This window comes from Candidatus Omnitrophota bacterium, from assembly GCA_016209275.1.
Classification (GTDB): Bacteria; Omnitrophota; Gorgyraeia; order Aquiviventales; family Aquiviventaceae; genus JACQWM01.
Window position 1 is genome coordinate 101,226 of sequence record JACQWM010000004.1, and the last position, 20,295, is coordinate 121,520.

At 62.9% G+C, this 20,295-nt stretch carries 18 protein-coding genes; all 18 read left to right on the forward strand.

Translation table 11 applies throughout. The features are described 5' to 3' along the window. The first annotated feature begins 9 nt into the window (after window positions 1-9). Genes HY737_00985 through HY737_01070 form a run of 18 tightly spaced genes read left to right on the forward strand, consistent with a single transcriptional unit; the run spans window position 10 to window position 20,286 of the window. Window positions 10-732: a glycosyltransferase family 2 protein gene (locus HY737_00985; GenBank protein MBI4596961.1), complete on the forward strand. Its 723-nt coding sequence runs from the start codon at window positions 10-12 to the stop codon at window positions 730-732. Further along, the gene (locus HY737_00990) at window positions 732-1,541 is read left to right on the forward strand and encodes an N-acetylneuraminate synthase family protein (GenBank protein MBI4596962.1); all 810 of its coding nucleotides are present in this window, start codon (window positions 732-734) and stop codon (window positions 1,539-1,541) included. Before HY737_00985 ends, HY737_00990 begins: the two co-directional genes overlap by 1 nt. Continuing rightward, window positions 1,538-3,637 carry a radical SAM protein gene (locus HY737_00995; GenBank protein MBI4596963.1) on the forward strand — a complete coding sequence of 700 codons (2,100 nt, stop codon included), beginning with the start codon at window positions 1,538-1,540 and terminating at the stop codon, window positions 3,635-3,637. Before HY737_00990 ends, HY737_00995 begins: the two co-directional genes overlap by 4 nt. After that, complete coding sequence (locus tag HY737_01000) at window positions 3,625-4,782, forward strand: hypothetical protein (protein MBI4596964.1); 1,158 nt, start codon at window positions 3,625-3,627, stop codon at window positions 4,780-4,782. The genes HY737_00995 and HY737_01000 overlap by 13 nt, the downstream gene beginning before the upstream one ends. After that, window positions 4,779-5,540, forward strand: coding sequence for a glycosyltransferase family protein (locus tag HY737_01005; GenBank protein MBI4596965.1), 762 nt, complete (start codon window positions 4,779-4,781; stop codon window positions 5,538-5,540). The genes HY737_01000 and HY737_01005 overlap by 4 nt, the downstream gene beginning before the upstream one ends. Next, window positions 5,540-6,535 carry a Gfo/Idh/MocA family oxidoreductase gene (locus tag HY737_01010; protein ID MBI4596966.1) on the forward strand — a complete coding sequence of 332 codons (996 nt, stop codon included), beginning with the start codon at window positions 5,540-5,542 and terminating at the stop codon, window positions 6,533-6,535. The genes HY737_01005 and HY737_01010 overlap by 1 nt, the downstream gene beginning before the upstream one ends. 8 nt (window positions 6,536-6,543) lie before the next feature. Continuing rightward, complete coding sequence (locus tag HY737_01015) at window positions 6,544-7,830, forward strand: DegT/DnrJ/EryC1/StrS family aminotransferase (protein ID MBI4596967.1); 1,287 nt, start codon at window positions 6,544-6,546, stop codon at window positions 7,828-7,830. Further along, complete coding sequence (locus tag HY737_01020; protein MBI4596968.1) at window positions 7,831-9,015, forward strand: N-acetyl sugar amidotransferase; 1,185 nt, start codon at window positions 7,831-7,833, stop codon at window positions 9,013-9,015. After that, the gene (locus HY737_01025; protein MBI4596969.1) at window positions 9,012-10,406 is read left to right on the forward strand and encodes an amidase; all 1,395 of its coding nucleotides are present in this window, start codon (window positions 9,012-9,014) and stop codon (window positions 10,404-10,406) included. Before HY737_01020 ends, HY737_01025 begins: the two co-directional genes overlap by 4 nt. Next, window positions 10,403-10,948: a GNAT family N-acetyltransferase gene (locus tag HY737_01030; protein MBI4596970.1), complete on the forward strand. Its 546-nt coding sequence runs from the start codon at window positions 10,403-10,405 to the stop codon at window positions 10,946-10,948. The genes HY737_01025 and HY737_01030 overlap by 4 nt, the downstream gene beginning before the upstream one ends. After that, entirely contained in the window at window positions 10,945-12,831 is a 1,887-nt protein-coding gene (locus HY737_01035) for a hypothetical protein (protein MBI4596971.1), read from the forward strand. Before HY737_01030 ends, HY737_01035 begins: the two co-directional genes overlap by 4 nt. After that, window positions 12,828-14,285, forward strand: coding sequence for a hypothetical protein (locus HY737_01040; protein ID MBI4596972.1), 1,458 nt, complete (start codon window positions 12,828-12,830; stop codon window positions 14,283-14,285). Before HY737_01035 ends, HY737_01040 begins: the two co-directional genes overlap by 4 nt. Continuing rightward, window positions 14,282-15,433: a radical SAM protein gene (locus tag HY737_01045; protein MBI4596973.1), complete on the forward strand. Its 1,152-nt coding sequence runs from the start codon at window positions 14,282-14,284 to the stop codon at window positions 15,431-15,433. Before HY737_01040 ends, HY737_01045 begins: the two co-directional genes overlap by 4 nt. Beyond that, window positions 15,433-16,857 (forward strand): pyruvate kinase, encoded by a 1,425-nt coding sequence (gene pyk / locus HY737_01050; GenBank protein ID MBI4596974.1) that lies wholly within the window; start codon window positions 15,433-15,435, stop codon window positions 16,855-16,857. Before HY737_01045 ends, pyk begins: the two co-directional genes overlap by 1 nt. Before the next feature lies 1 nt (window position 16,858). Then, window positions 16,859-17,770, forward strand: a complete 912-nt coding sequence (locus HY737_01055) for a sulfotransferase domain-containing protein (GenBank protein MBI4596975.1) — start codon at window positions 16,859-16,861, stop codon at window positions 17,768-17,770. Then, on the forward strand, window positions 17,767-18,528 hold the full coding sequence (locus HY737_01060) for a cytidylyltransferase (GenBank protein MBI4596976.1): 762 nt from the start codon (window positions 17,767-17,769) through the stop codon (window positions 18,526-18,528). Before HY737_01055 ends, HY737_01060 begins: the two co-directional genes overlap by 4 nt. Beyond that, the gene (locus HY737_01065; GenBank protein MBI4596977.1) at window positions 18,494-19,255 is read left to right on the forward strand and encodes an SDR family oxidoreductase; all 762 of its coding nucleotides are present in this window, start codon (window positions 18,494-18,496) and stop codon (window positions 19,253-19,255) included. Before HY737_01060 ends, HY737_01065 begins: the two co-directional genes overlap by 35 nt. Before the next feature lie 2 nt (window positions 19,256-19,257). Beyond that, window positions 19,258-20,286, forward strand: a complete 1,029-nt coding sequence (locus tag HY737_01070) for a class I SAM-dependent methyltransferase (protein MBI4596978.1) — start codon at window positions 19,258-19,260, stop codon at window positions 20,284-20,286. The last annotated feature ends 9 nt before the right edge of the window (window positions 20,287-20,295 follow it).

Sequence of the window (20,295 nt, forward strand, 5' to 3'; positions counted from 1 at the left end):
GCGCTGGGCATGAGTCGGATCAGCGTGATCCTCTGCTGTTATAACGGAGCCCCCTGGGTCGGCGAGGCGCTGGGGAGCCTTGACCGACAAACCATGCCGCGCGATGGCTACGAAGTGGTCTTCGTCAATGACGGGTCCACCGACGCGACAGAACAGGCGATGGCCCCGTATCGTGCGCGCAGCAACGTGCAGTACCTGGCCCATGAGCGCAATCAAGGGCTCGTGGCCTCCTGCAACCAGGCGCTTGAGGCCTCACACGGCGAGTATATCGTCCGCCTGGATGCGGACGACACGTTTGAGCCGCCGCTGCTTGAACGGATGTCGACGCTGCTGCGTGAGGGCCAGACCGATCTGGTGTATTCCGACCGCTACGAGTGGTCCGAGAAGCGCCGGGCGCGCCGTCTCATCACATTAGGGAGCTTTAATCTTTTTGATCTGACGGCCGTCGGGACCATGATGCGGCGCGATCTCGTGTTGAGCGTCGGGGGGTACCGCGAACTCTTCTGGGAAGAATACGACCTCTACCTGCGGTATTTGCTGCGCAGCGGCCGGGCGGCGTCCCGGGTGCCTGAGCCGCTGTTTACGTACCGCCGCCACCACGGCAGCATGACCAGTGATCCTGCGGCGGTGCGCCGTGGATGGGAAGAGTTGCAGCGAGTGTGGCCGGCAAGCATGCTGGAACGGTTTGGGCGGTGTCCGGATTCAACAGCCTGCGCAGAGGCCGCGTTCTGATGGCGCCGCGGACCACCATCATTGCGGAGATCGGCGAGAACCATGTCGGCGACTGGGATCGCGCGCGGCAGATGATCTGTGCTGCCGCCGCCACCGGCGCGGACATCGTCAAATTTCAGTCCTATCGCAGCGCGGATGTGGCGGATGACGATCCGGAAAAGACGTGGTTTGGGCGCGTGGAAGTCCCGGATGCCGTGCACCGGCAGCTCGCCCAGGCGGCTCGAGCCGCCGGGGTGGGATTCTTGAGCGCGCCGTTCACCGTTGAGCGGGCGCAGTTTCTGTGCGAGCAGATGGGATTGCGGGCCGTCAAGATCGCCTCCTCCGAGCTGTTGAACAGGCGGTTGTTGGACTATGTGAGCACGCAGGCGGAGACGGTGTATCTGTCGACAGGGATGGCGACGCTGGATGAGGTGCGCGAGGCGGTCACCCGCCTGCGCGCCGTCCCGCGCGTGATCATCATGCATTGCGTGACCCAGTACCCGCTGAAGGATGAGGACGCCAACTTGCGGGCCATCGAAGCGCTGCGGCAGGCGTTCCCTGAGCATTCGATCGGATACTCTGATCACACCATCGGGATCACGGCGCCGCTGATCGCCGTGGCGTTGGGCGCTGCCGTGATCGAGAAGCATTTCACCATGGATAAATCGCTGCCAGGCACGGATCATGCGCTCTCTGTCACCCCGGAGGAGCTCAGGGCCATGGTGGACGGCATTCGCCGGGTGGAGCGGCTCTTGGGGGTGGCCGAGAAGCAGCCGGTGGCGGCGGAGCTGGCCATTCGCGACGCGGTCCGTGCGAGGTTTCCGAAATGAGCCAAGAGCCGATGCGCATCTTCCTCGCCGATCTCACGCACGACGGCACCGGCAAGCTCGCCGTCGACATGATGCCCTACAACATCGGCCTCATCGCCTCGTATGCCAAGCAGCAGCTTGGCGATGCGGTGCAGATTTCGCTCTTCAAATATGTGCAACCGCTGCTTGAGGCGCTGAAGTGCCAACCGCCGCACATCCTCGGATGCAGCAATTACGTGTGGAACAGCCACCTCTCGGAATTCGCCTGCGAGCACGCGAAGCAGATCAACCCCGCGATCGTCACGGTGCAAGGGGGCACGAACTATCCGTTTGACGCGCCAAGCCAGCTGGCGTTTCTGTCAACGCGGCCAGCCACGGATCTCCACGTGTACTATGAAGGCGAGGCCGCGTTTGTGAATCTTCTCAAGGCGTTTCAATCGTCTCCTGATGTCCGCGAGCTGCGCGAGCGTCCGATCGACGGATGCCAGTCCATCTCGCCGACCACCGGCCGGTTGGTGTCCGGAGCCGCGGTGGCGCGCATCAGCGCGTTGGGGGAGATCCCCTCGCCCTATGCCACCGGCCTCTTGGATCAATTTTTCGATGGGCGGCTCACTCCCATTGTCGAAACGAATCGCGGGTGCCCCTTCACGTGCAACTTCTGCAACGCCGGCAACAGCTATTTTTCGAAGGTCAACATGTTCCCGCTGGAGCATCTGGAGGCGGAGTTTTCCTACATCGCGCCGCGGATGGCGGCCTCAGGCGTGGGCCTGCTCGTGCTGGCCGACAACAATTTCGGCATGTATCCTCGCGATGCGGAGCTCTGCCGGATCCTCAAGCGGCTGCAGGAGCGGCACGGCTGGCCCCTGCGCATCCTCTCGACCACCGGCAAGAACAGCAAGGACCGCATCATCAAGGCGACGGAAATCTTAGGGACCAGCATGAGCATCAACATGTCTGTCCAATCAATGAACCAGGCGGTGCTGGAGAACATCCGGCGTCAGAATGTGAGTCTTGAGGCGTACCAGCAGATCAACGAGGTGCTGGTGCGACAGGGCCGCGTGCAGAAAGCCGAGATGATCGTGCCGCTGCCTGGCGAAACGCTCGCGTCGTTCATGCAGGGTCTGAAGGAGCTCATGGACACCAAGGCCCAGCTCATCTACTCCTATACGCTGCAACTGCTCTACGGCACGGAGTACAAGGACGCGGCGTACCGAGCCCAGTGGGGCTACCAGGGCAAGTGGCGGCTCGTGCCGCTGAATTTCGGCGCCTACGACGGCACGAAGATCTTTGACGTGGAAGAAGTGGCGGTGGCGTCCAAGAGCCTGTCATTCGACGACTATGTGAAGATCCGCGTCTTCGCGCTGCTGACGGAGACGATGTACAACGATTATCAATGCTGGGAATTCGTGAAATATCTCAATGCGTGGGGGATTTCGCCGTTTGATTGGCTGGCGAACACGGCGGAGCACCTGCACCAGGCCCCCGAGTCCGTTCAACAGATCGTGCAAAGTTTCATCCGTGATACCCAAGAAGAGCTGTGGGATTCAGAAGAGGCCTTATTCGAGTTTTATCGCCGGCCGGAACATTATGCCCGGCTGCTCAAGGGCGAGGCCGGGCATAATGTCGTGTTTACCCATAAAGGCCTGATGATCAGCCGGCATATTGAGGACTGGGTGCCGTTCATCGCCCGCATGTGCCGCGAACTCGTCCAGGAGCGCGTGCCCACCGCGAACCCTGAGGCCGTGAGGAAGGAGGTTCACGCGCTTGAGCAGTTCCTGCTGGCGAAATTCGAAGGGGTCTTGCGCAAGGATGGAAACGTTGACGACGTGTTCGTGGAGCTTGCCTACGACATCCCTCAATGGCTCAGCGACAGCAGCGGCAAACCCCTCGGCGCCTTTGCGCGCGAAACGCCGATGGCCTTCCGCGTGTACTTTACGGATGCTCAACGCAAAGAGCGTGAACAATGCCTGAGACTCTACGGCTTTGATCGCATCGGCCTGGCCAGGATTTTCGCGCGCAATCCATCGCTGAACACCTTGTATCGCGCCGTGGAGCCTGCGGGGCAGGCGGTCACGATTCCCCAGCGCCCTGAGTGGCGGCCGGCATGGAACAATTAATGGAGCGTTCGGGCCGCGTGCGCGTGTTGGCGGCTGCGCAGGAAGCGGGCGCAGCCAACGCGCTGGTTCCGGTCATCACCACGTTGCGCCGAAGCCTGTCTGCCGAGGTGGTCGTCGCCGCCTGCGCGCAAGCGGCAGAGGTCTTTGCGGGTGCCGGGCTCTCGCCACGCCAGGCGGACGCGATCGAACCGTTGATGCGCGAGGCATCGCCCAACGTCCTGCTATTGGGCACATCGTGGGGATGGACGCTCGATAAACGCTTGCTGTCGCTCGGCAATGAGTGCTTGCTGCCGTCGGTCTCGGTGGTGGATCATTGGACCCATTACCGAGAGCGGTTTCTTGATCCGAGATCGAATCGGCTCGTGCTTCCCACGAGAATCGCGGTGCCGGATCAGGTAGCACTCGCCCAAGCCGCGCGCGCAGGTCTGCCTGAGGATCTGATGATCGCGACCGGGCACCCGCATCTTGAAACCATGATCAACGCCTTGGAAGCCCCAGGGTGCCAAGCGCGCGCTCGCGAGCTGCGCCGGGCTTGGTGCGAATCGCTCGGCCGATCGCCTGATGGCTCGCGCGTCGTCCTGTTCGTATCAGAGCCGTTTTCTCAATTTCATGGGCCAGGCAGCCCGTCCCCGTATGATTTTACTGAGCAAGACGCCCTGGAGGGCGTTGTGGAAGCGATTGAAACACTCGAGCAGCAGACGCGCGGGCGTCTAGCGCTGGTAGTGAAGCGGCACCCGCGGGAGCAATCGCAACCGCTGCAGTTTGGGTCGCGCGCGAAGCGTCGCAATCTCTGCGTGGTGTCAGGACAAGAGCCGTCATCTGTTTGCGTCATGGCGGCTGATCTCGTCGTGGGGATGTTGTCGATGGTGTTGCTGGAGGCGGTGCTCGCCGGCCGGCCGGCGAGCAGCTTCCGGCCGACGCGGACCGCTGCCGAGGCATTTATCGGCTCTGAGCTGGGTCTGGTTGAGTCTGCCTTCTCCGTTGAGGCGCTGCGGCGATGGCTCAGCGAGGCGTGCAGCGCCGGATCATCCGCCAGAGATCGGATGCGCCAGGCCGCCGCAGGAGTGCTCGCGCATCAGGGGGCCGCCGCTCGGATCGCCGATCTGGTGATGGAGCTGGCGGTTGAGGCCAGGATGGCGTCATGAATATCGTGGCGACGGTTCAAGCGCGGATGGGGTCCTCGCGCCTTCCGGGAAAAGTGCTGAAGCCGATTGTCGGAAAACCGATGCTGCAACTGCAGATTGAGCGGATTCAGCAGAGCCGATTGATCGATCAGGTTGTGATTGCCACCTCAGTGGAGCAGGGCAACGATCCGATTGAACGGCTAGCCCATACGCTTGGCGTCGGATGTTTCCGGGGCAGCGAAGAGGACTGCTTATCGCGAATCATCGGAGCGCTCAAGGCCTTTGACGTGGATCTTCACGCGGAGTTCATGGGGGACAGCCCCCTGCCGGACCCCCGCATTATTGATGAGGTCATCGGCTATTATCTGAAGCACGCCGAGCAGTATGATTATGTCTCGAATGCCTTAACGATCACGTACCCCCCGGGCATCGATCTGTATGTGTATCCAACGCGCGTCCTGGTGGATGCCGAGCGCTATGTGACCGACCCGGCTCAGCGGGCCAATGTGGATCTCCATATTGCGCATCATCCCGAACGGTACCGATTGCGCAATCTGGAAGCCCCAGCGTGGTTTCGCCGTCCTGATCTCCATCTTGAAGTCGATGCGGCTGAGGATTTCGAGGTGATCTCGGCGATCTTTGAGCACTTTTACCCCAAGCATCCGGGGTTTGGGTTGGCTCAGATCATCGAATTTCTGGATGCGCATCCAGCGCTCGCCGAGCGCAACCGCCATGTGCCTCGACGGTGGGTTGCCGAACGAAAAGTGGACATTGGCTAATGGCGCAGCGGTGGAGCGTGGGGATTATTGGGTGCGGCAGAATGGCCGGCACCTACGATGCGCCGGGCAGTAGCGCGCCGATCGAGAGCCATGCGCAGGCGTACGCGCAACATCCGCGCTTCCGCCTCATCGCCGCGATGGATCCCAACGAGCAGCGGCTGCAGCGGTTTCAGCGTGCCTGGGATGTGCCGCGAGGCTATGCCTCGCTGGATGAGTTCTTGGCCATCGAATCGTGCGAGGTCATCAGCGTCTGCAGCCCGACGCCATGCCATGTTCCGCAGGCGATGCAGATCATGGAGGCGGCGCATCGCCCTCGGGTCCTCTTCGTTGAGAAACCGCTGTGCGGCCACCCTGACGAAATGCGGCAGCTGCGCGATCGCGCCGAAGCCACCGGCGTGCGGGTTTTGGTGAATCATACACGGCGGTTTGATCCGATCCACCAGGAGCTTGCGTCCCTGATTTGTTCCGGCGCGCTCGGGGCGCTGCTGGGCGGACGCTGCACCTATTACGGCGGCTGGCTGAACAATGGCACCCACGTGGTGGATACGGTGCGTCTGTTGTTTGACTCTCCCATTGAGGTGGCGTCATCCGCCGTAGTCGCAGGAGGCAGAGAAGGCGATGAGAACTTGACGGTGCGCGCGCGGTGCGCAGGCGCGACGCTTGTTCTTGAGGCGATCGAAGAAACTCACTACAAACTGCTGGAATTCGAGTTTCGTTTTGAGCAAGGCCGCGCGCGCCTACTCGATGCCGGAGAACGGATTATCGTGGATCGCGTGCAGGTCAACCGGTACGGGGAGCGCGTGCTCGTGCCCGCCGAGGGATTTCCGCGGCTCGGCTTGATGAACCCGCTGGCGCATGCGGTGGATGCGATCGCCGCCATATTGGGCGGTGAAGACCGCGGGCGAGCCCTTGGCGTTGATCTGGCCGCGGCGTCAGAGACCATGGCGTTGGTGTGGCAAGCGCAGGAGCTGGCCATGCCTCAGGTGGCGGGATGACAGAGCTCATGCACCATTCACCAGTCAGGACCAAGCCATGGCTGGATAACATCACCACCGGCCCAGAAGAGCTAGATGCGGTCAAGGCGGTGATGCGTGACGGCTATCTCTCATTATTCGAGGGCTCGCACGCGCCTGAGCCGCCGTTTAGTTTCTGGGGCGGGCCGAGGGTGCAAGAGCTTGAGCGGCAATGGGCTGCTGCCTACGGCGCTCGCCACGCCGTGAGCATGAACAGCGCCACGTCCGGTTTACTGGCGGCGATCGGCGCCTTAGGGCTAGGGTTCGGCGATGAGGTGATCGTCTCGCCGCTGACCATGACCGCGGCGGCGAGCTGCCCGCTGTTCTACGGGGCGATTCCCATTTTCGCGGACGTGCGGCGCGAGACGGGAAGTGTGGATCCGGAATCGATTGTCGCGCGCATCACCCCGCGGACCCGGGCGGTGATCGTGGTCCACCAGTTCGGCATTCCGGCGGACATGGACCCGATTCTCGCCATCGCCAAACGACATGGCTTGAGGGTCGTGGAAGACTGCGCCCAGGCCCATGGGGCCCTCTATAGAGGAAGGCCGGTTGGAACCCTGGGAGATATTGGCGTGTTCAGCCTCAACGTGAATAAGACGATCCAGGCCGGGGAGGGCGGCGTGTGTCTGACCAACGACGATGATCTGCGGTATCGGCTGGCGTTGATCCGCAATCATGGCGAGGCGGTCGTCGGCCCTGCCGGCTATGAGGCCATCACGAACATCATCGGCCTGAACCTGCGGCTCACCGAGCTGCCGGCGGCCATCGCCAGTGAGCAACTGAAGAAATTGGCGGGTCTCAATGCGGCGCGCTTATGTCTCGTCGAAGCTCTCAGCCGAGCGCTCGCACCTCACGGATTTTTGATTCCTCCTCCGGCGTGCAGCCATGCGGCGTTCGGCCAGGCCGGCTCGTGCGGCTGCCGCAGCACGTATTACCTGTATCCGGTCCGGCTGCGGCGTGAGGCGCTGGAGATGCCGCGCGCCGAGTTTGCCCGGCTCATGCGTGCCGAGGGGATCATCTGGCACGAAGGCTACACCCGGCCGCTCTATCTTCAGCCGCTCTACCAGCGGCGGATCGCCTTCAAGCGCGGATATCCGTTCGCCGCGCCTGAAAATCAGTCGATTCAGACGAATTATTATGCCGGGGCGTGCCCCGCGGCCGAGTCATTGTCCTTCGAGGAGCTGTTGGTTAATGAGCATGTGCGTCCGCCGCATACCCTGGATGACGTGATGGACATCGCGCGGGCGGTTGAACGCGTCTCCCGTAGAGGATAAATGGCAACGCCCGGGAAGCCCTTATACGATGGGGTGCTGAACTATTGCACCCGCTGCTGCATGCCCGAGACGCTTGAGGGCGTGAGCTTCGATGAGCTGGGTATCTGCACCGCCTGCCGATCTTCTGAAGATAAGATGCACATCGATTGGGCGGCGCGCGAGCAAGAGCTTCGCAAGCTCTTGGCGTTCCACAAGAGCCGCTCCGGCAGCAATTACGATTGCATCGCGCCGATTTCCGGAGGCAAAGACAGCACATTCCAGCTCCATGTGCTGGTGAAGCGCTACGGGATGAAGCCGCTGGCGGTGACCTTCAACCACAACTGGTACACGCAGACCGGCCTGGACAATCTGCACAACGCCCTGGAGACCTTCCAGGTGGACCACATCATGTTCACGCCCCACCGCAGCCTCATCAACGCGCTGGCCAAAAAATCGCTGCCGATGATCGGAGATGCCTGCTGGCACTGCCATATGGGTGTGGGGGCGTTTCCGTTGCAGATCGCGGTGAAGTTTAAGATTCCCCTGCTGATTTGGGGAGAATCGCTCTCGGAAAACGACGGGCGCGCGACCTACTTCGAAGGAGTCACGCGCTATGACCGGGATTATTTCACCAAGGTCTCGGCTCGGGTGGAGGCCGACGGCATGGTGGATGAGACCATCACGCCAAAGGACATCCATCCGTTTCAACTGCCTTCTGTGGAGGAGATTGAGCGCGCCGGGGTCGTAGGTATACATCTGGGCGACTATATGTTCTGGGATGATGAGCGCCAGATGGAGTTCGTCAAGCGGGTGTACGGCTGGCGGGAAGACGTCGTGGAGGGGACGTACAAGGGATACAAGAGCGTTGAATGCATCATGGCCGGCGTCCACGACTACGCCAAGTTTATCAAGCGCGGCTTCGGCCGCGGCAGCGATCATGCCAGCGCGGATGCGCGTGCTGGCCTGCTGACGCGCGAGGAAGCGTTTGAGCTGGCGAAGCGCGCCGATTCGGCGCGGCCGCGTGCCCTGGATTACTACTTGCAGATCACCGGTATGACCGAGCGCGAGTTTATCGACACGTTGGTGGCCCTTCGGCAAGGCAAGGCGAAAGCATTGCCGACGGACTACACGACGAAAAACCCTTCCGATGCGACCCGGCCGCTGCGTCCGGCCATCGTGGAGCGGCTTGAGCGTGGCGGCGGATGAGCGCCCGTGAGCCGTATCTGCTCAGCGCCACCGACGCTATCGGCCAGATCAGGGCAGGCGAACTGACGGCGAAAGAGCTGGTGGCTTCGTGTATCAGCCGCATCGAACGGCTTGACCCGTCGCTCAAGGCCTGGGCGTTCCTGGCTCCGGAGCTGGCGAAACGCGCGGCGGCGGCGGTCGATGGCGTCATTCACGAGGGGGGCGATGCAGGACTGCTCGGCGGTATTCCCATCGGTATCAAAGACATCTTCAATACCTATGACATGCCCACCGGCATGGGCAGCCCGTTGTGGAGCGGCTACACCCCGGGGAATGACGCTCGCGTCGTTTCTGCCATACGGTTGGCTGGCGGCATCGTGATGGGAAAAACCGTGACCGCAGAATTTGCGGTGCATCATCCAGGGCCAACGGTCAATCCCTATGATGGTGAACGCACGCCGGGCACCTCATCAAGCGGATCTGCGGTGGCCGTCGCCGCATCAATGGTTCCGCTCGCCCTTGGCTCGCAGACTGCTGGGTCTACCATCCGGCCAGCCAGCTACTGTGGGGTCTACGGATGTAAGCCATCATTTGGATTGCTGCCGCGGACAGGCAGCCTCAAAACGACGGATACGCTGGATACGGTATCATGGTTCGCGCGAACCATCGACGATATCGCATTGCTGTTTGACGTTCTTCGGGTCCAGGGCACAGATTATCCCTTCAGCGGCGAGGTGGAACAAGCCTTTGCCATGCGAGGAAATGCCACCCCATGGCGAATCGGTCTGGTCCGTGGGCCGACATGGCAGGACGCGGAATCGTATGCTAGGACCGCGCTGTTGGCGTATGCCGAGCAACTCGCCGGCGATCACGACATCGTCGTGGAAGACGCCGCATTGCCGCCAGACTTCGATGAGGCGTATGCGGCGCATGAAACGATTTATGACAAGGCGCTCTCGTATTACTTCAAGCAGGAATATGGCCAGCGCGAGCATCTGAGCTGGCGGCTGCAGGCGATGATTCGGCATGGCCAGCAGATCACGCTCGACCAATATCACGGTGCGCTTGCCCGACAGGCAGCGCTGACACAGGCGTTTGATCAGTGGATGCAGGCTCGGCGGTTGGATGCGCTTCTGACCCTATCCACCGGCGGGGAAGCGATGCGCGGCCTTGAGGCGCCGGATCGGCCGGATACGTGTTTGATCTGGACCTTGTGCGGCGCGCCGGTGATCAGCGCGCCGGTGTTCCACGGCCCCTCCGGTCTGCCGTTTGGCGCTCAATTCGTGGCGCGCCGTTACGCCGACGCGGTCCTCTTGCGGTTGTGCCGGCTCTTGTCTGAGCGGGCGCTGATTCCTGAAGCGATGGCTGCCGAGCTGAGCGCCTATCTGCCCACAGGAATCAACGCGCAATGAAACGCCACCCTTTTCTCATCGGATCGCGCATCATCCTCCGTCCGCTGACCGAGGCGGATTGCGCAGGCCGGTATCCTCAGTGGCTGAATGATGCCGAGGTCTGCCGGCACAATGGGCACCATGTGGTGCCGTATTCGGCCGAGGCGGCGCGCGCGTATGTCAGGAGCGTCTCACGCTCGCCGAGCGATCTGGTGCTGGCGATCGTCGCCAAACGAGCCAATCGCCATATCGGCAACATCGCGCTTCAACAGATCGACATGGTCAACCGGTCGGCCGAGCTGGCCATTCTCGTTGGAGAGAAAGCGTATTGGGGCAAGGGCTACGCGACCGAGGCCTGCCGGTTGCTGCTCGAGCATGCGTTTGGGACCATGAATCTTCATCGGGTCGGCTGCGGCACGAGCCAGCACCATACCGCGATGCAGCGGCTCGCCGAGACAGTAGGTATGCGCCCGGAGGGCCGCCGGCGCCGAGCGCTCTTCAAGCAGCATTGCTACATCGATCTCATCGAGTACGGGGTGCTCCAGGAGGAGTATCGGCGATGACGCGTCTCATACTGCTCGATGAATATCCGCCAGGTTTTGCGCCTGAACCCGGCGATCATGTGGTGTCCTTGACCGCGCAGGCCAGCTACTGGCTCGACCGGGCCGGCCAGCCCTACGCCATTGCGCCTGACGCGGGAACGGAGCAGGCGTTGCGGCAGCGCGAGGAGCGCTATTGGCAGGAGCAGCTGGCGTGGTTCGATGACATCGATGTCCATCTGCAAGAACGGTTGGAAGCGCTGCGCGCGCGAAACATCCGCCCGACCATGCTGTATGGCCACTATTGGAAAATCATGCTCGATCAGCTGTTTGTCCGCGGCCTTGAGAGTTCCCTGGTGCTGAATCAGCGATCGTACGATCGCGTCGTCTTGTGGACCAGGCCCCAGCCGCCAGGAGGGCTTGACCAGTTCGTCTTGCCCATGAAGCGGCACGGTCTTCGCGGCGGGGTGTGGTCCCGCGTGTGGCCTGTGTTGTGCGCGGCGCGGGGGATTCCGTTCGAAGAGCAGATCGCGCCGAATGAGCCGGCCGTCAACGGCAACCATGGACCTGCTCAAGCGCGTCACGAACGCAGCAGGGAGTGGGCATGGCGGATGTTGGGCTGGCTTTCGAGCCTGCGTCCTTCGGCTGGGAGTCCCCTGGTCTTGTTGTTTCTCGAAACCAATCGCGACCTGCGAGGGTTGCTGCGGCATGCGCTGAGCGAGGGGCATCGTTGCTTGCTGAGCCGGGGGCAGCGGGTGATTGATCTCTCGCACGGCGGGCGCTGCCTGCTGACATTGCATGAGGTTGAGGAAGGGGCGGCATCGCTTCGCGCGCGCTGGCACGCGGCGGCCCAGGAGCTCTGCGCTCCTGCCAGCCCGCTGTGGCGATGGCCTGATAGCTGGTTTGGTGTTCCGATGAGACCGCTGCTTGCCGATCACCTGACGTCATGGATGGCCTCTGAGCTGTATCCCATGATCTCGCTGGCGGATCAGTTTCATGCGCTCTACGCGCAGGCTGGCGTCGATTTCGTCGTCACATCCTGCGTGAATCACCGGACGCTCTCCGCCGCCGTCGCCGCATGTCATCGACCAAACAGCCGCGCCCGCAGCGTGCTCATGGCGCATGGAGACGGTCCTGATGAGGCCCCGGCGTGGGATCTGATCGAGCTCTTTCCTTACCAGCATTACGTCGTACCTCATGTCGAGTTCGCGGACTACTTCCGCGCGCGCCGCGCGCTCTACCCCGGCCGAGCCGTGGCCCAGGTGCATGTGGGCAGCTACCGTTGGCCGCGGCTGGCCGGACTCAGGCGCGATGAGGCAGGGCTGGGGCTGCGTCGCCCTCCGATGAAACTCTCCTCTGCACGGCCCGTGGTGGTGTATGTGGTCGGTCGGCCTGAGGACGCCTTTCGCTATCTGAATAAGCCGGACTATTCTGAAACGGCCTATTATCGATTGGAAACAGCGCTGCTGCGGCTCTTCGCCCGCCGCAGCGACTACACGTTCGTCATTCAGCTGTTTCCTGGCGCGGCGACCCGGCCCACGGCCGTGGAACGATTCGTGCATGATCTGGGGGCCTCGCATCTTTCCATCTCGCGCGCGCCCTTCACGCAGTGGCTTTCCTGGGCCGACCGAGTCATCATGGATACGCCCTCCACCCCCTTGTATGAAACCGCACTGGCCGGCGTGCCGTTTCGCCTGCTCGTCCCTCGGGGATGGGCGCTGCGGCCCACGGCCGTGAGCCAATTCGCGGCTTCACTCTCGCGTTTTACGGCCCCGGAGGAAGCTGTGGCCATCGTGGATCAGTACTTGGATCAGCCGGTGAGCCACCGTCCGCTGGCGGCCCCGGCCCAGGCGGATCTGCTACAGACATTCGCCGCGTTGCGAGATGAAGCGTCCGTGACGCCATGAGCCTGAAGAAAATTCTCCATGATTCGCTCCACCTCGCCGGCCGGCGCGTGTGGAGCCTCATCCTCTCCATTGTGACGAGCTATGTGGTGGCGCGAGCGTTGGGCCCGAGCCAATATGGGGCGCTGGCGATCTGGACGTTGATCCCCTCGCTCGCCTTATTCGGCGGGGTCGGATGGGATCAGGCCGCCAGACGCGAACTCTCCCACCTTCGGGGGCGCGGAGACCTGGAAGCGGCTCGGCGAGTTCGCAACACGGTGTACGTCGCTGAGTTGGCGTTGGCCTCGTGTTGGGCCGTTGTGGCCATCGTGGTCGCGGTCATCGTGCCGCGCTGGTCCATGCGATGTGGCGTGCTGGTGAGCGCTGCCGGCATGATCATCGCGAAACTGAATCAGCTCTATGTGCTGGACGCCTTCGTCGAGAAGAACTTTCCTCTCCAGGCTAAGGTAGAAGCGACGGTAGCCACGGTGGGGGCGGCATTGAAGATGGCTGCGGCGGCGTTCTTCGGGGCGCTGGGAACATTGACGAGCACGGTGCTCGCGACGCTCTTCGGCGTGTGGCTCTATTCGCGATCGCAGCGGCTGTGTTTGACCCCGTCCATCGACTGGGCTGAATTGAAGCGGCTCACACGGATTGGATGGCCGCTCGCCCTGGCCACGCTGCTGTCCAGCACCAGCGGATTGATGATCTATCTGCAGCGCAGCCTCATCGGAAGCCTGGGGGGAATGGAGATGCTCGGGTTGGTCGTCTTCGCGAGCAGCCTCGTCACCATGCTGATTTCCTTCCTCGGAGATTGTCTCCAGGCGTACCAACCCCATTTGCTTGAAGCGTTGGGCAAGACGCCAAGCCGCGAGGAGATCGTCGCGTGGATGGTCAAGCCCTCAGTGGCCCTGGCCTACGGGACGGCGATCGTCGGATCCTGTCTGCTCGCCCTCCTTCCGGGGCTGATCACGCTGTGCTTGCCCCGCTACGCCGCGCTCATCCCATGGCTGCCGCTCTTTTTCATGGAGGCATTTTTGTGGTGCGTGGCCACGCTGCCGGCTACGTTCCTCGCCTCGGCATTTGCGAACCAGCAGTGGTATTACATGAGGATCTGGGCGGTGGCGGTGGCTCTCTTCGGGGCCGCGCTCTGGGTCATGCTGCGACGCGGATGGGGCCTGGCCGCCGCCCCTGTTGCCGGCATCGTGGCCGCGCTGGCCGTGGCGGCCTTGACCGTATGGAAAGCGTATGCGTATTACATCGATGATTGGCGCATCGCGCTGGCCCATCTGACGGAGCAGCTGCTGCCGCTGCTCTATGTGCTCGCGGTTCATGCCGGGGCTTATGGACTGATGGCCGCGGGGCGGCTCACGGTGTGGTGGCTGATCCCGCTGACGGTGGCCGTCTCCTGCGCGCCGCTGCTGTGGCTTGCCGAGCGGCGCTTCCAACTTCGTCAACGCGTGCTGGTCTCGTCATGACGATGGCCGCCCCGGTCTACACGAAGGCCAACAGTTTTGCGGACATCCGCGTGCGCACCACTCCGGAAGATATGCTGAAGCGCATTCAACAGATTCCCCTGCGACTTGAGGCAACGGCGATGTCGGAGGCGGCCAAGGCGGTGGTGCGCCAGGCGTGCCAGGAGCTGCTGGAGCCGGCTGAGGCCGCAGGGCCGGCATTGTTTCGGCTCCATCCCTACATCGTGGATGAAATCGGCCGGTTGAGCGATGAGGAGTTACCACGGTACGTGCACTACCGCTACCGGTACGAGTGCTATCCCCAACGGAAGATTCTCGATGAGTTTCCGCCATGCCTGCAGGTCGAGCCGACGTCGATGTGCAATTACCGCTGCGCCTTTTGCTACCAGACGGATGCCGCATTCACCCAGGCGCGGGCCGGCCACATGGGGCGGATGCCACTGGAGCTCTTCACGCAGATCGTGGATCAAGCCGTAGGGTGCTGCGAGGCCGTCACCTTGGCCTCGCGCGGCGAGCCATCATTGTGCCGCGAGCTGCCGGCCATGCTGGACTATGCGCGCGGCAAATTCTTAGCGTTGAAACTGAACACCAACGCCTCGCGATTGGATGAGCGGTTATGCCACGCCATCCTGTCGGCGGATGTGCGCGTCGTGGTCTTTTCTGTGGATGCGGCCTCTGAGCCGGCCTACCGTCAACTGCGCGTGGGGGGAACACTTGCGCCGGTCGTGGCCAACATCCGGCGGTTTCGCGAGATTCAGCAGCGGCACTATCCCAAGGCCCGGACCATCTCGCGCATCTCAGGGGTTCGCGTCGATGCGGCCTCATCCATGAGCGAGATGGAAGCCTTCTGGGGCGGTGTGGTCGATCAGGTGGCGTTCGTCACGTACAATCCGTGGGAGAACACCTATGAGCGGCCGCTGAATGAGGTGGCCACCCCGTGCTCCGACTTATGGCGCCGGATGTTCGTGTGGTGGGATGGCACGGTCAATCCGTGCGATGTGGATTATCGGTCGACGTTGGCGGTGGGCAAGGTGCAGGAGCATCGATTAAGCGAGCTTTGGGGCGGGGCGTCGTATGCGGCCTTACGGACCGCCCATCTTCAACAAGCGCGCCGGGGCGTGGCTCCCTGCAACCGGTGCACGGTGGTCTGATGAGCCGCGTCAAGATTGTGGTCACCCTTGGGCCACGGACCGACACGAACACGACGATCCGCGCGCTGGCCGAGGCCGGGGCGGATGTGGCACGGCTCAACGGTTCTCATGGCAGCTTGACGTGGCATGCGGCGGCGATCGCGCACATTAGGGCGGCCGCGCCCCAGATGCCGATTCTCTTCGATCTTCCCGGCGGCAAGATCCGCACCGGGGCGCTGGAGCATGAGCCGACGTTTTGCGTCGGCGACCAGCTCGTCCTGACCGGCGATGAACGTCACGATGGCCGCGTCAAAGTTCCGGTGTCGCATCCTCAGCTGCACGAAGCCTTGGCCTCCGGGGCCACGATTCTGGCGGATGATGGGCAGCTGCGATTCACGGTGCAGCGTATTCAGGGAGAGGACATCATCTGCCGTGCGGAAACCGCAGGCACGTTGCGCAGCCACAAAGGCATCCACGTCTCCACCCTGGAACCGACGGCGATGCCTGTCACACCGCGCGACCGCGCGATGCTGCAGTTTGCGAAGGAGCAGGCCGTTGATTTTGTGGGTGTGAGCTTTGTGGAACGCGCCGAGCAGATCGAAGCGATCCGGTCGTTGATCGGGGGAGCGAGCCCGCGGATCATCGCCAAGATTGAGACGCAGCGCGCCCTGGAGCAGTTGACGAGCCTCCTGGACTTTTCGGATGGCCTCATGATCGACCGCGGCGACCTGTCCATCGATGCGGGTCTGCATCACGTGGCCATCCTCCAGAAGCAGATGCTCAAGGCGGCGCGCCAGGCCGGCCGGCCGGCCATTGTCGCGACCGAGATGCTGCACTCGATGATCAGCAGCCCCACACCGACCAAAGCGGAAGTGAGCGATATCAGCAATGCGGTGCTCGATGGCGCGGCGGCGGTCATGCTCTCAGGAGAAACCGCGATCGGCAAGTTTCCGGTCGAGGCCGTGGCGACCATGCGCCGCATCGCCGATACCGCCTCGTCGCATCTGCAATCCCTGCTCGATGATGATGCGGCCCAGGAGCCCTGCAGCATTCCCCAAGCGATTGAGGATGCCATCGCCCTGATCTGCCGCCGATTGCCGGTGACGAAGATCGTCGCGGTCACCGCCAAGGGGTACGCCGCGCGCGTGGTCGCGGCGCGCAGCCCCAGGCAACCCATCTTGGCGGTAAGCCATGATCCGGCGACGGCGCGCAGCTTCCAGCTGTTGCCGGGAACCGAGGGTATCGCCGTGGATATTCCGTTTTCCAGGACGAGCGTCGATCATATCCCGAAATGCTTGGAGGCGTTGTGGCGCTGCGGCAAGCTGAAGGATGAGGACCTCGTCCTGGTCACGGCGGTCGGCTACCCGCGCTCCGGCAATCGGATGAACCTGATTCAAACGCATCACATCGCGGACCTGCGAGACAGCCTAGGGTGGACTCGATAAGATGCCGCTCATGACGTTCGTGCGCAGACTGATGCCAGCGGCATTGCGCCGCCTGCTGGCCCCGCCGTATCGCGCCGCCCGCGGCCTCGCGGAGCAGATCGCGGTGAGCGCCTATTACCGCCCTCGCTATCGCTGGCCCCACCCGGTGCTGGTCGTCATCGGCCCGCCGCGATCCGGCACGCAACTGATGGCGCACTTGCTCGCCGGCATTCCCGGCTATCGGCTGCGCGATCCCAATGACCCTGATCGTTGCACGGAGCGCCACGATGTCTGCGAGGCCGTCTTCGCCCGACTGCCGCGGACGCGCTATTCTGTGCTGAAGCTGCACACCGCCGCCTCGCCGTCGAACCTGGCGGTGCTCGACGCGTATCGGCTGCCGGCGGTCGTCATGATCCGGGATTTCCGGGATGAGTGCGTCTCGCGCTATTTCGCCGTGCTGCATTATCCCCGACACCGGCACCATCAGCACTACCACAGCGTGCCGAAGGCGGTCGGCCTCTCCCATTGCCTTGACGTCGTCCTGCAGGAGTATGTGCCATGGGTCCGCGCGTGGCTACCCATTGCGCAGTGCGAGCCGCAGCGGTTTTGTCTGGTGCGGTTCGAGGAGCTGCGGCCGGATCCCGGCGCGGCTTTGACGCGGGTGCTGAACTGGTATGGATTTCGGCCCTCGGACGCCAGCATCCAGCGGATCATCGCGAAGGAGAAGGCGCAGACGCGGTTTGATCTCAAGGCCAACGTTCGCGATGGGCGGCCGACCGTGCGCAAAGGCATCGTAGGGGACTGGCGGAATCACTTGACCGAGGAGCATATCCAGCGCTTCAAAGAAGGCTGCGGAGAGTTTCTCATTGAGCTGGGCTACGAGCGGGATTTCGATTGGACCGGGCACGAGGCGCAGGAGCGCGTTTCCGCATGACGGTGGCGGCATTGCTGCTGGGTCGGGGGGGAAGCCAAGGCTTCCCAGGGAAAAATCTTCATTCGGTGTTGGGCCGCCCACTCATGGCGTATCCGCTGTTGGCAGCGCAGGCCAGCCGGTACGTGGGTTCCGTGCATGTCTCGACAGACGATGAGGAGATCATGGCGGTGGGACGGCAGCACGAGGCGCAGATCATCGTGCGCCCGGATTCGCTCTGCACGCCTGCGGCGCTGGGCGAGGACGCGTTTGCGCATGGGTATCGGGTCATTCAAGAGCAGTTAGCCGCCGCCGGGCAGACGGTGGAACTCATGGTCCTCCTCTTCGCCAACGCGGCGACCGTCACCGGCGAACTGATCGATGCCGGCATTGAGGCGCTGCGCGCCGATCCATTGCTGGATTCGGCGGTGTCCGTCTCGCGCTACAACATGTGGAGCCCGTTGCGAGCGCGAAAGGTCGGGCCGGATGGATTGCTGCATCCGTTCGTGCCGTTTGAAACATTCGGCGATCCTCGGACCATGAGTTGCGACCGCGACTCGCAGGGCGACGTGTATTTCGCCGATATGTCGGTGTCGGTCGTACGGCCGCGCTGCCTGGAGCATCTGCCTGAAGGGCTGCTGCCGCAGCGGTGGATGGGGCGGCGGATCCATCCGCTCATCCAATGGGGCGGCTGCGATGTGGATTATCCGTGGCAGATTCCGCAAGTGGAGTATTGGTTGCGAGCTCATGGGTTTTCAGATGTGTGCGCGATTAACCGATAAACGCGTGTTGATCACCGGGGCCAGCGGAGGCATCGGCGCTGCGATGGCCGCGCTCTTCGCCTCTTCGGGCGCTGCGGTGGGTCTGCACTACCACCGCGGACGCCGCGCGGCGTTTTCGCTGCATCGGCAGATCCTCCGGCGCGGGGGCATCGCCGAATGCTTTCAAGCCGACCTCGCAGCACCCGGCGCAGCGCAGGCGCTGATGCAGGCGTTTCTTCATCGGTTTCATCGCATCGACGTTCTGATCAACAACGCGGGCGCAGTGATTGACCCGCAGGGGTTCACAGAACTGACCGAAGCCGGGTGGGATCAGACCCTCGCACTGAACGCCAAAGCCCCCTGCTTTCTCGCACAAGCGGCGTTTCGCGCGATGAAGCGGCAGCGCGGCGGCAAAATCATCAACATCAGCTCCATCGCGGCCAAGTACGGCGGCTCGGCGGCAACACTGCACTACGGGGCGGCGAAGGCGGCGTTAGACGCGCTTACCATCGGGATGGCCAGAGTTGGAGCGCCGTACAACATCTTGGTCAACTCCATCCGTCCTGGGGTGATCCAGACGGCCTTCCACAGAAAAATAGGCCGGACGTCTCTGTCGCGAAGAGTCGCGCTCACCCCGTTGCGACGCGCCGGCGCGCCGCTTGATGTGGCTCGCGCAGCGCTCTTCCTCGCCTCTGAGGCCGGAGACTATATCACCGGGGTGATGCTTCCCGTGGCAGGAGGGGATTAGCCATGCCGGTGGCGTTGAACGAAGCCGAGGTTCGTCCGGAAGCCTTATTTGATGAATTCCTGCGCTTAGCGAAGGCGGATATACCGCGCTTTTTTCTCGAAGCACCCCACCAGCGCATCGCGTGTCCTGCGTGCGGAGGGCGCGCCACGCGCGCCGCCTTTGAGAAGGATGCCTTCGCCTTTGAGGTCTGTTCAGACTGCGCCACGCTCTTTGCGAACCCTCGGGCCGAGGCGGCGGCATTCAAACGGTATTACCAGGAGGCGCCATCGATTGCGTTTTTGTCCAACCAGTTCTATCGACAAACAGAAACCGCTCGGCGGGCAGCGATCATCAAGCCGCGCGCGGCGATGGTGCTCGAAACACTCGCCCGATGCACCACGGCCAAGCCCGAGGCGGCGTCCGGCGGATGGGTGGCGGACATCGGGGCCGGCTACGGGGTGTTGTGTGAGGAGATGCGGGCACTGGCGCCTCAAGGGTGGGATGTGATTGCCATTGAGCCCTCTGCTGAAGGCTTGCGCATCTGCCGCGAGAAAGGACTGACCGTCGTGCCCCGCTTCATCGAGGAGATGACGCGTCAGGACCTGCCGGTGGCCTCAACGCGCCCGGGCGCGCTCGTGAGTTTCGAGCTCCTGGAGCACGTTCAGAATCCTGAACAGTTTTTGGCCTCAGCCCGCGCACTCCTGCAACCCGGAGATCTGTTGATCATGACGACGCTCAACGGGCTCGGGTTGGATATCCAAGTGCTGTGGGAGCGATCGAAGAGCGTGCAGCCGCCGCACCACATCAATTTCTTCAATCCGCGATCGATCCGACTTCTGCTTGAACGGTCGGGGTTCCGTGTGCTCGAGGTGACCACTCCTGGGCAGCTCGACGTGAGCATCTTGGAGCATAGCCTGGGGAAACTCTTGCGCGACCGGTTCTGGACCACGTTCCTCACGCAGCTGGGGGCGGAGGGCAGGGTTGAGTTTCAGGGATTTCTTCAGGCGCGCGGCCTGAGCTCGCATATGAGAGTGGTGGCCCAATCGGTGTAATCACGCATA

Coding starts and splice junctions, on each gene's coding strand:
- HY737_01030 (MBI4596970.1), top strand. CDS start 10,403: ATGAAACGCCACCCTTTTCTCATCGGATCGCGCATCATCCTCCGTCCG.
- HY737_01000 (MBI4596964.1), top strand. CDS start 3,625: ATGGAACAATTAATGGAGCGTTCGGGCCGCGTGCGCGTGTTGGCGGCT.
- HY737_01040 (MBI4596972.1), top strand. CDS start 12,828: ATGAGCCTGAAGAAAATTCTCCATGATTCGCTCCACCTCGCCGGCCGG.
- HY737_01060 (MBI4596976.1), top strand. CDS start 17,767: ATGACGGTGGCGGCATTGCTGCTGGGTCGGGGGGGAAGCCAAGGCTTC.
- HY737_01065 (MBI4596977.1), top strand. CDS start 18,494: ATGGGTTTTCAGATGTGTGCGCGATTAACCGATAAACGCGTGTTGATC.
- HY737_00995 (MBI4596963.1), top strand. CDS start 1,538: ATGAGCCAAGAGCCGATGCGCATCTTCCTCGCCGATCTCACGCACGAC.
- HY737_01015 (MBI4596967.1), top strand. CDS start 6,544: ATGCACCATTCACCAGTCAGGACCAAGCCATGGCTGGATAACATCACC.
- HY737_01035 (MBI4596971.1), top strand. CDS start 10,945: ATGACGCGTCTCATACTGCTCGATGAATATCCGCCAGGTTTTGCGCCT.
- HY737_01055 (MBI4596975.1), top strand. CDS start 16,859: ATGCCGCTCATGACGTTCGTGCGCAGACTGATGCCAGCGGCATTGCGC.
- HY737_01070 (MBI4596978.1), top strand. CDS start 19,258: ATGCCGGTGGCGTTGAACGAAGCCGAGGTTCGTCCGGAAGCCTTATTT.
- HY737_01045 (MBI4596973.1), top strand. CDS start 14,282: ATGACGATGGCCGCCCCGGTCTACACGAAGGCCAACAGTTTTGCGGAC.
- HY737_01025 (MBI4596969.1), top strand. CDS start 9,012: ATGAGCGCCCGTGAGCCGTATCTGCTCAGCGCCACCGACGCTATCGGC.
- HY737_00990 (MBI4596962.1), top strand. CDS start 732: ATGGCGCCGCGGACCACCATCATTGCGGAGATCGGCGAGAACCATGTC.
- pyk (MBI4596974.1), top strand. CDS start 15,433: ATGAGCCGCGTCAAGATTGTGGTCACCCTTGGGCCACGGACCGACACG.
- HY737_00985 (MBI4596961.1), top strand. CDS start 10: ATGAGTCGGATCAGCGTGATCCTCTGCTGTTATAACGGAGCCCCCTGG.
- HY737_01020 (MBI4596968.1), top strand. CDS start 7,831: ATGGCAACGCCCGGGAAGCCCTTATACGATGGGGTGCTGAACTATTGC.
- HY737_01005 (MBI4596965.1), top strand. CDS start 4,779: ATGAATATCGTGGCGACGGTTCAAGCGCGGATGGGGTCCTCGCGCCTT.
- HY737_01010 (MBI4596966.1), top strand. CDS start 5,540: ATGGCGCAGCGGTGGAGCGTGGGGATTATTGGGTGCGGCAGAATGGCC.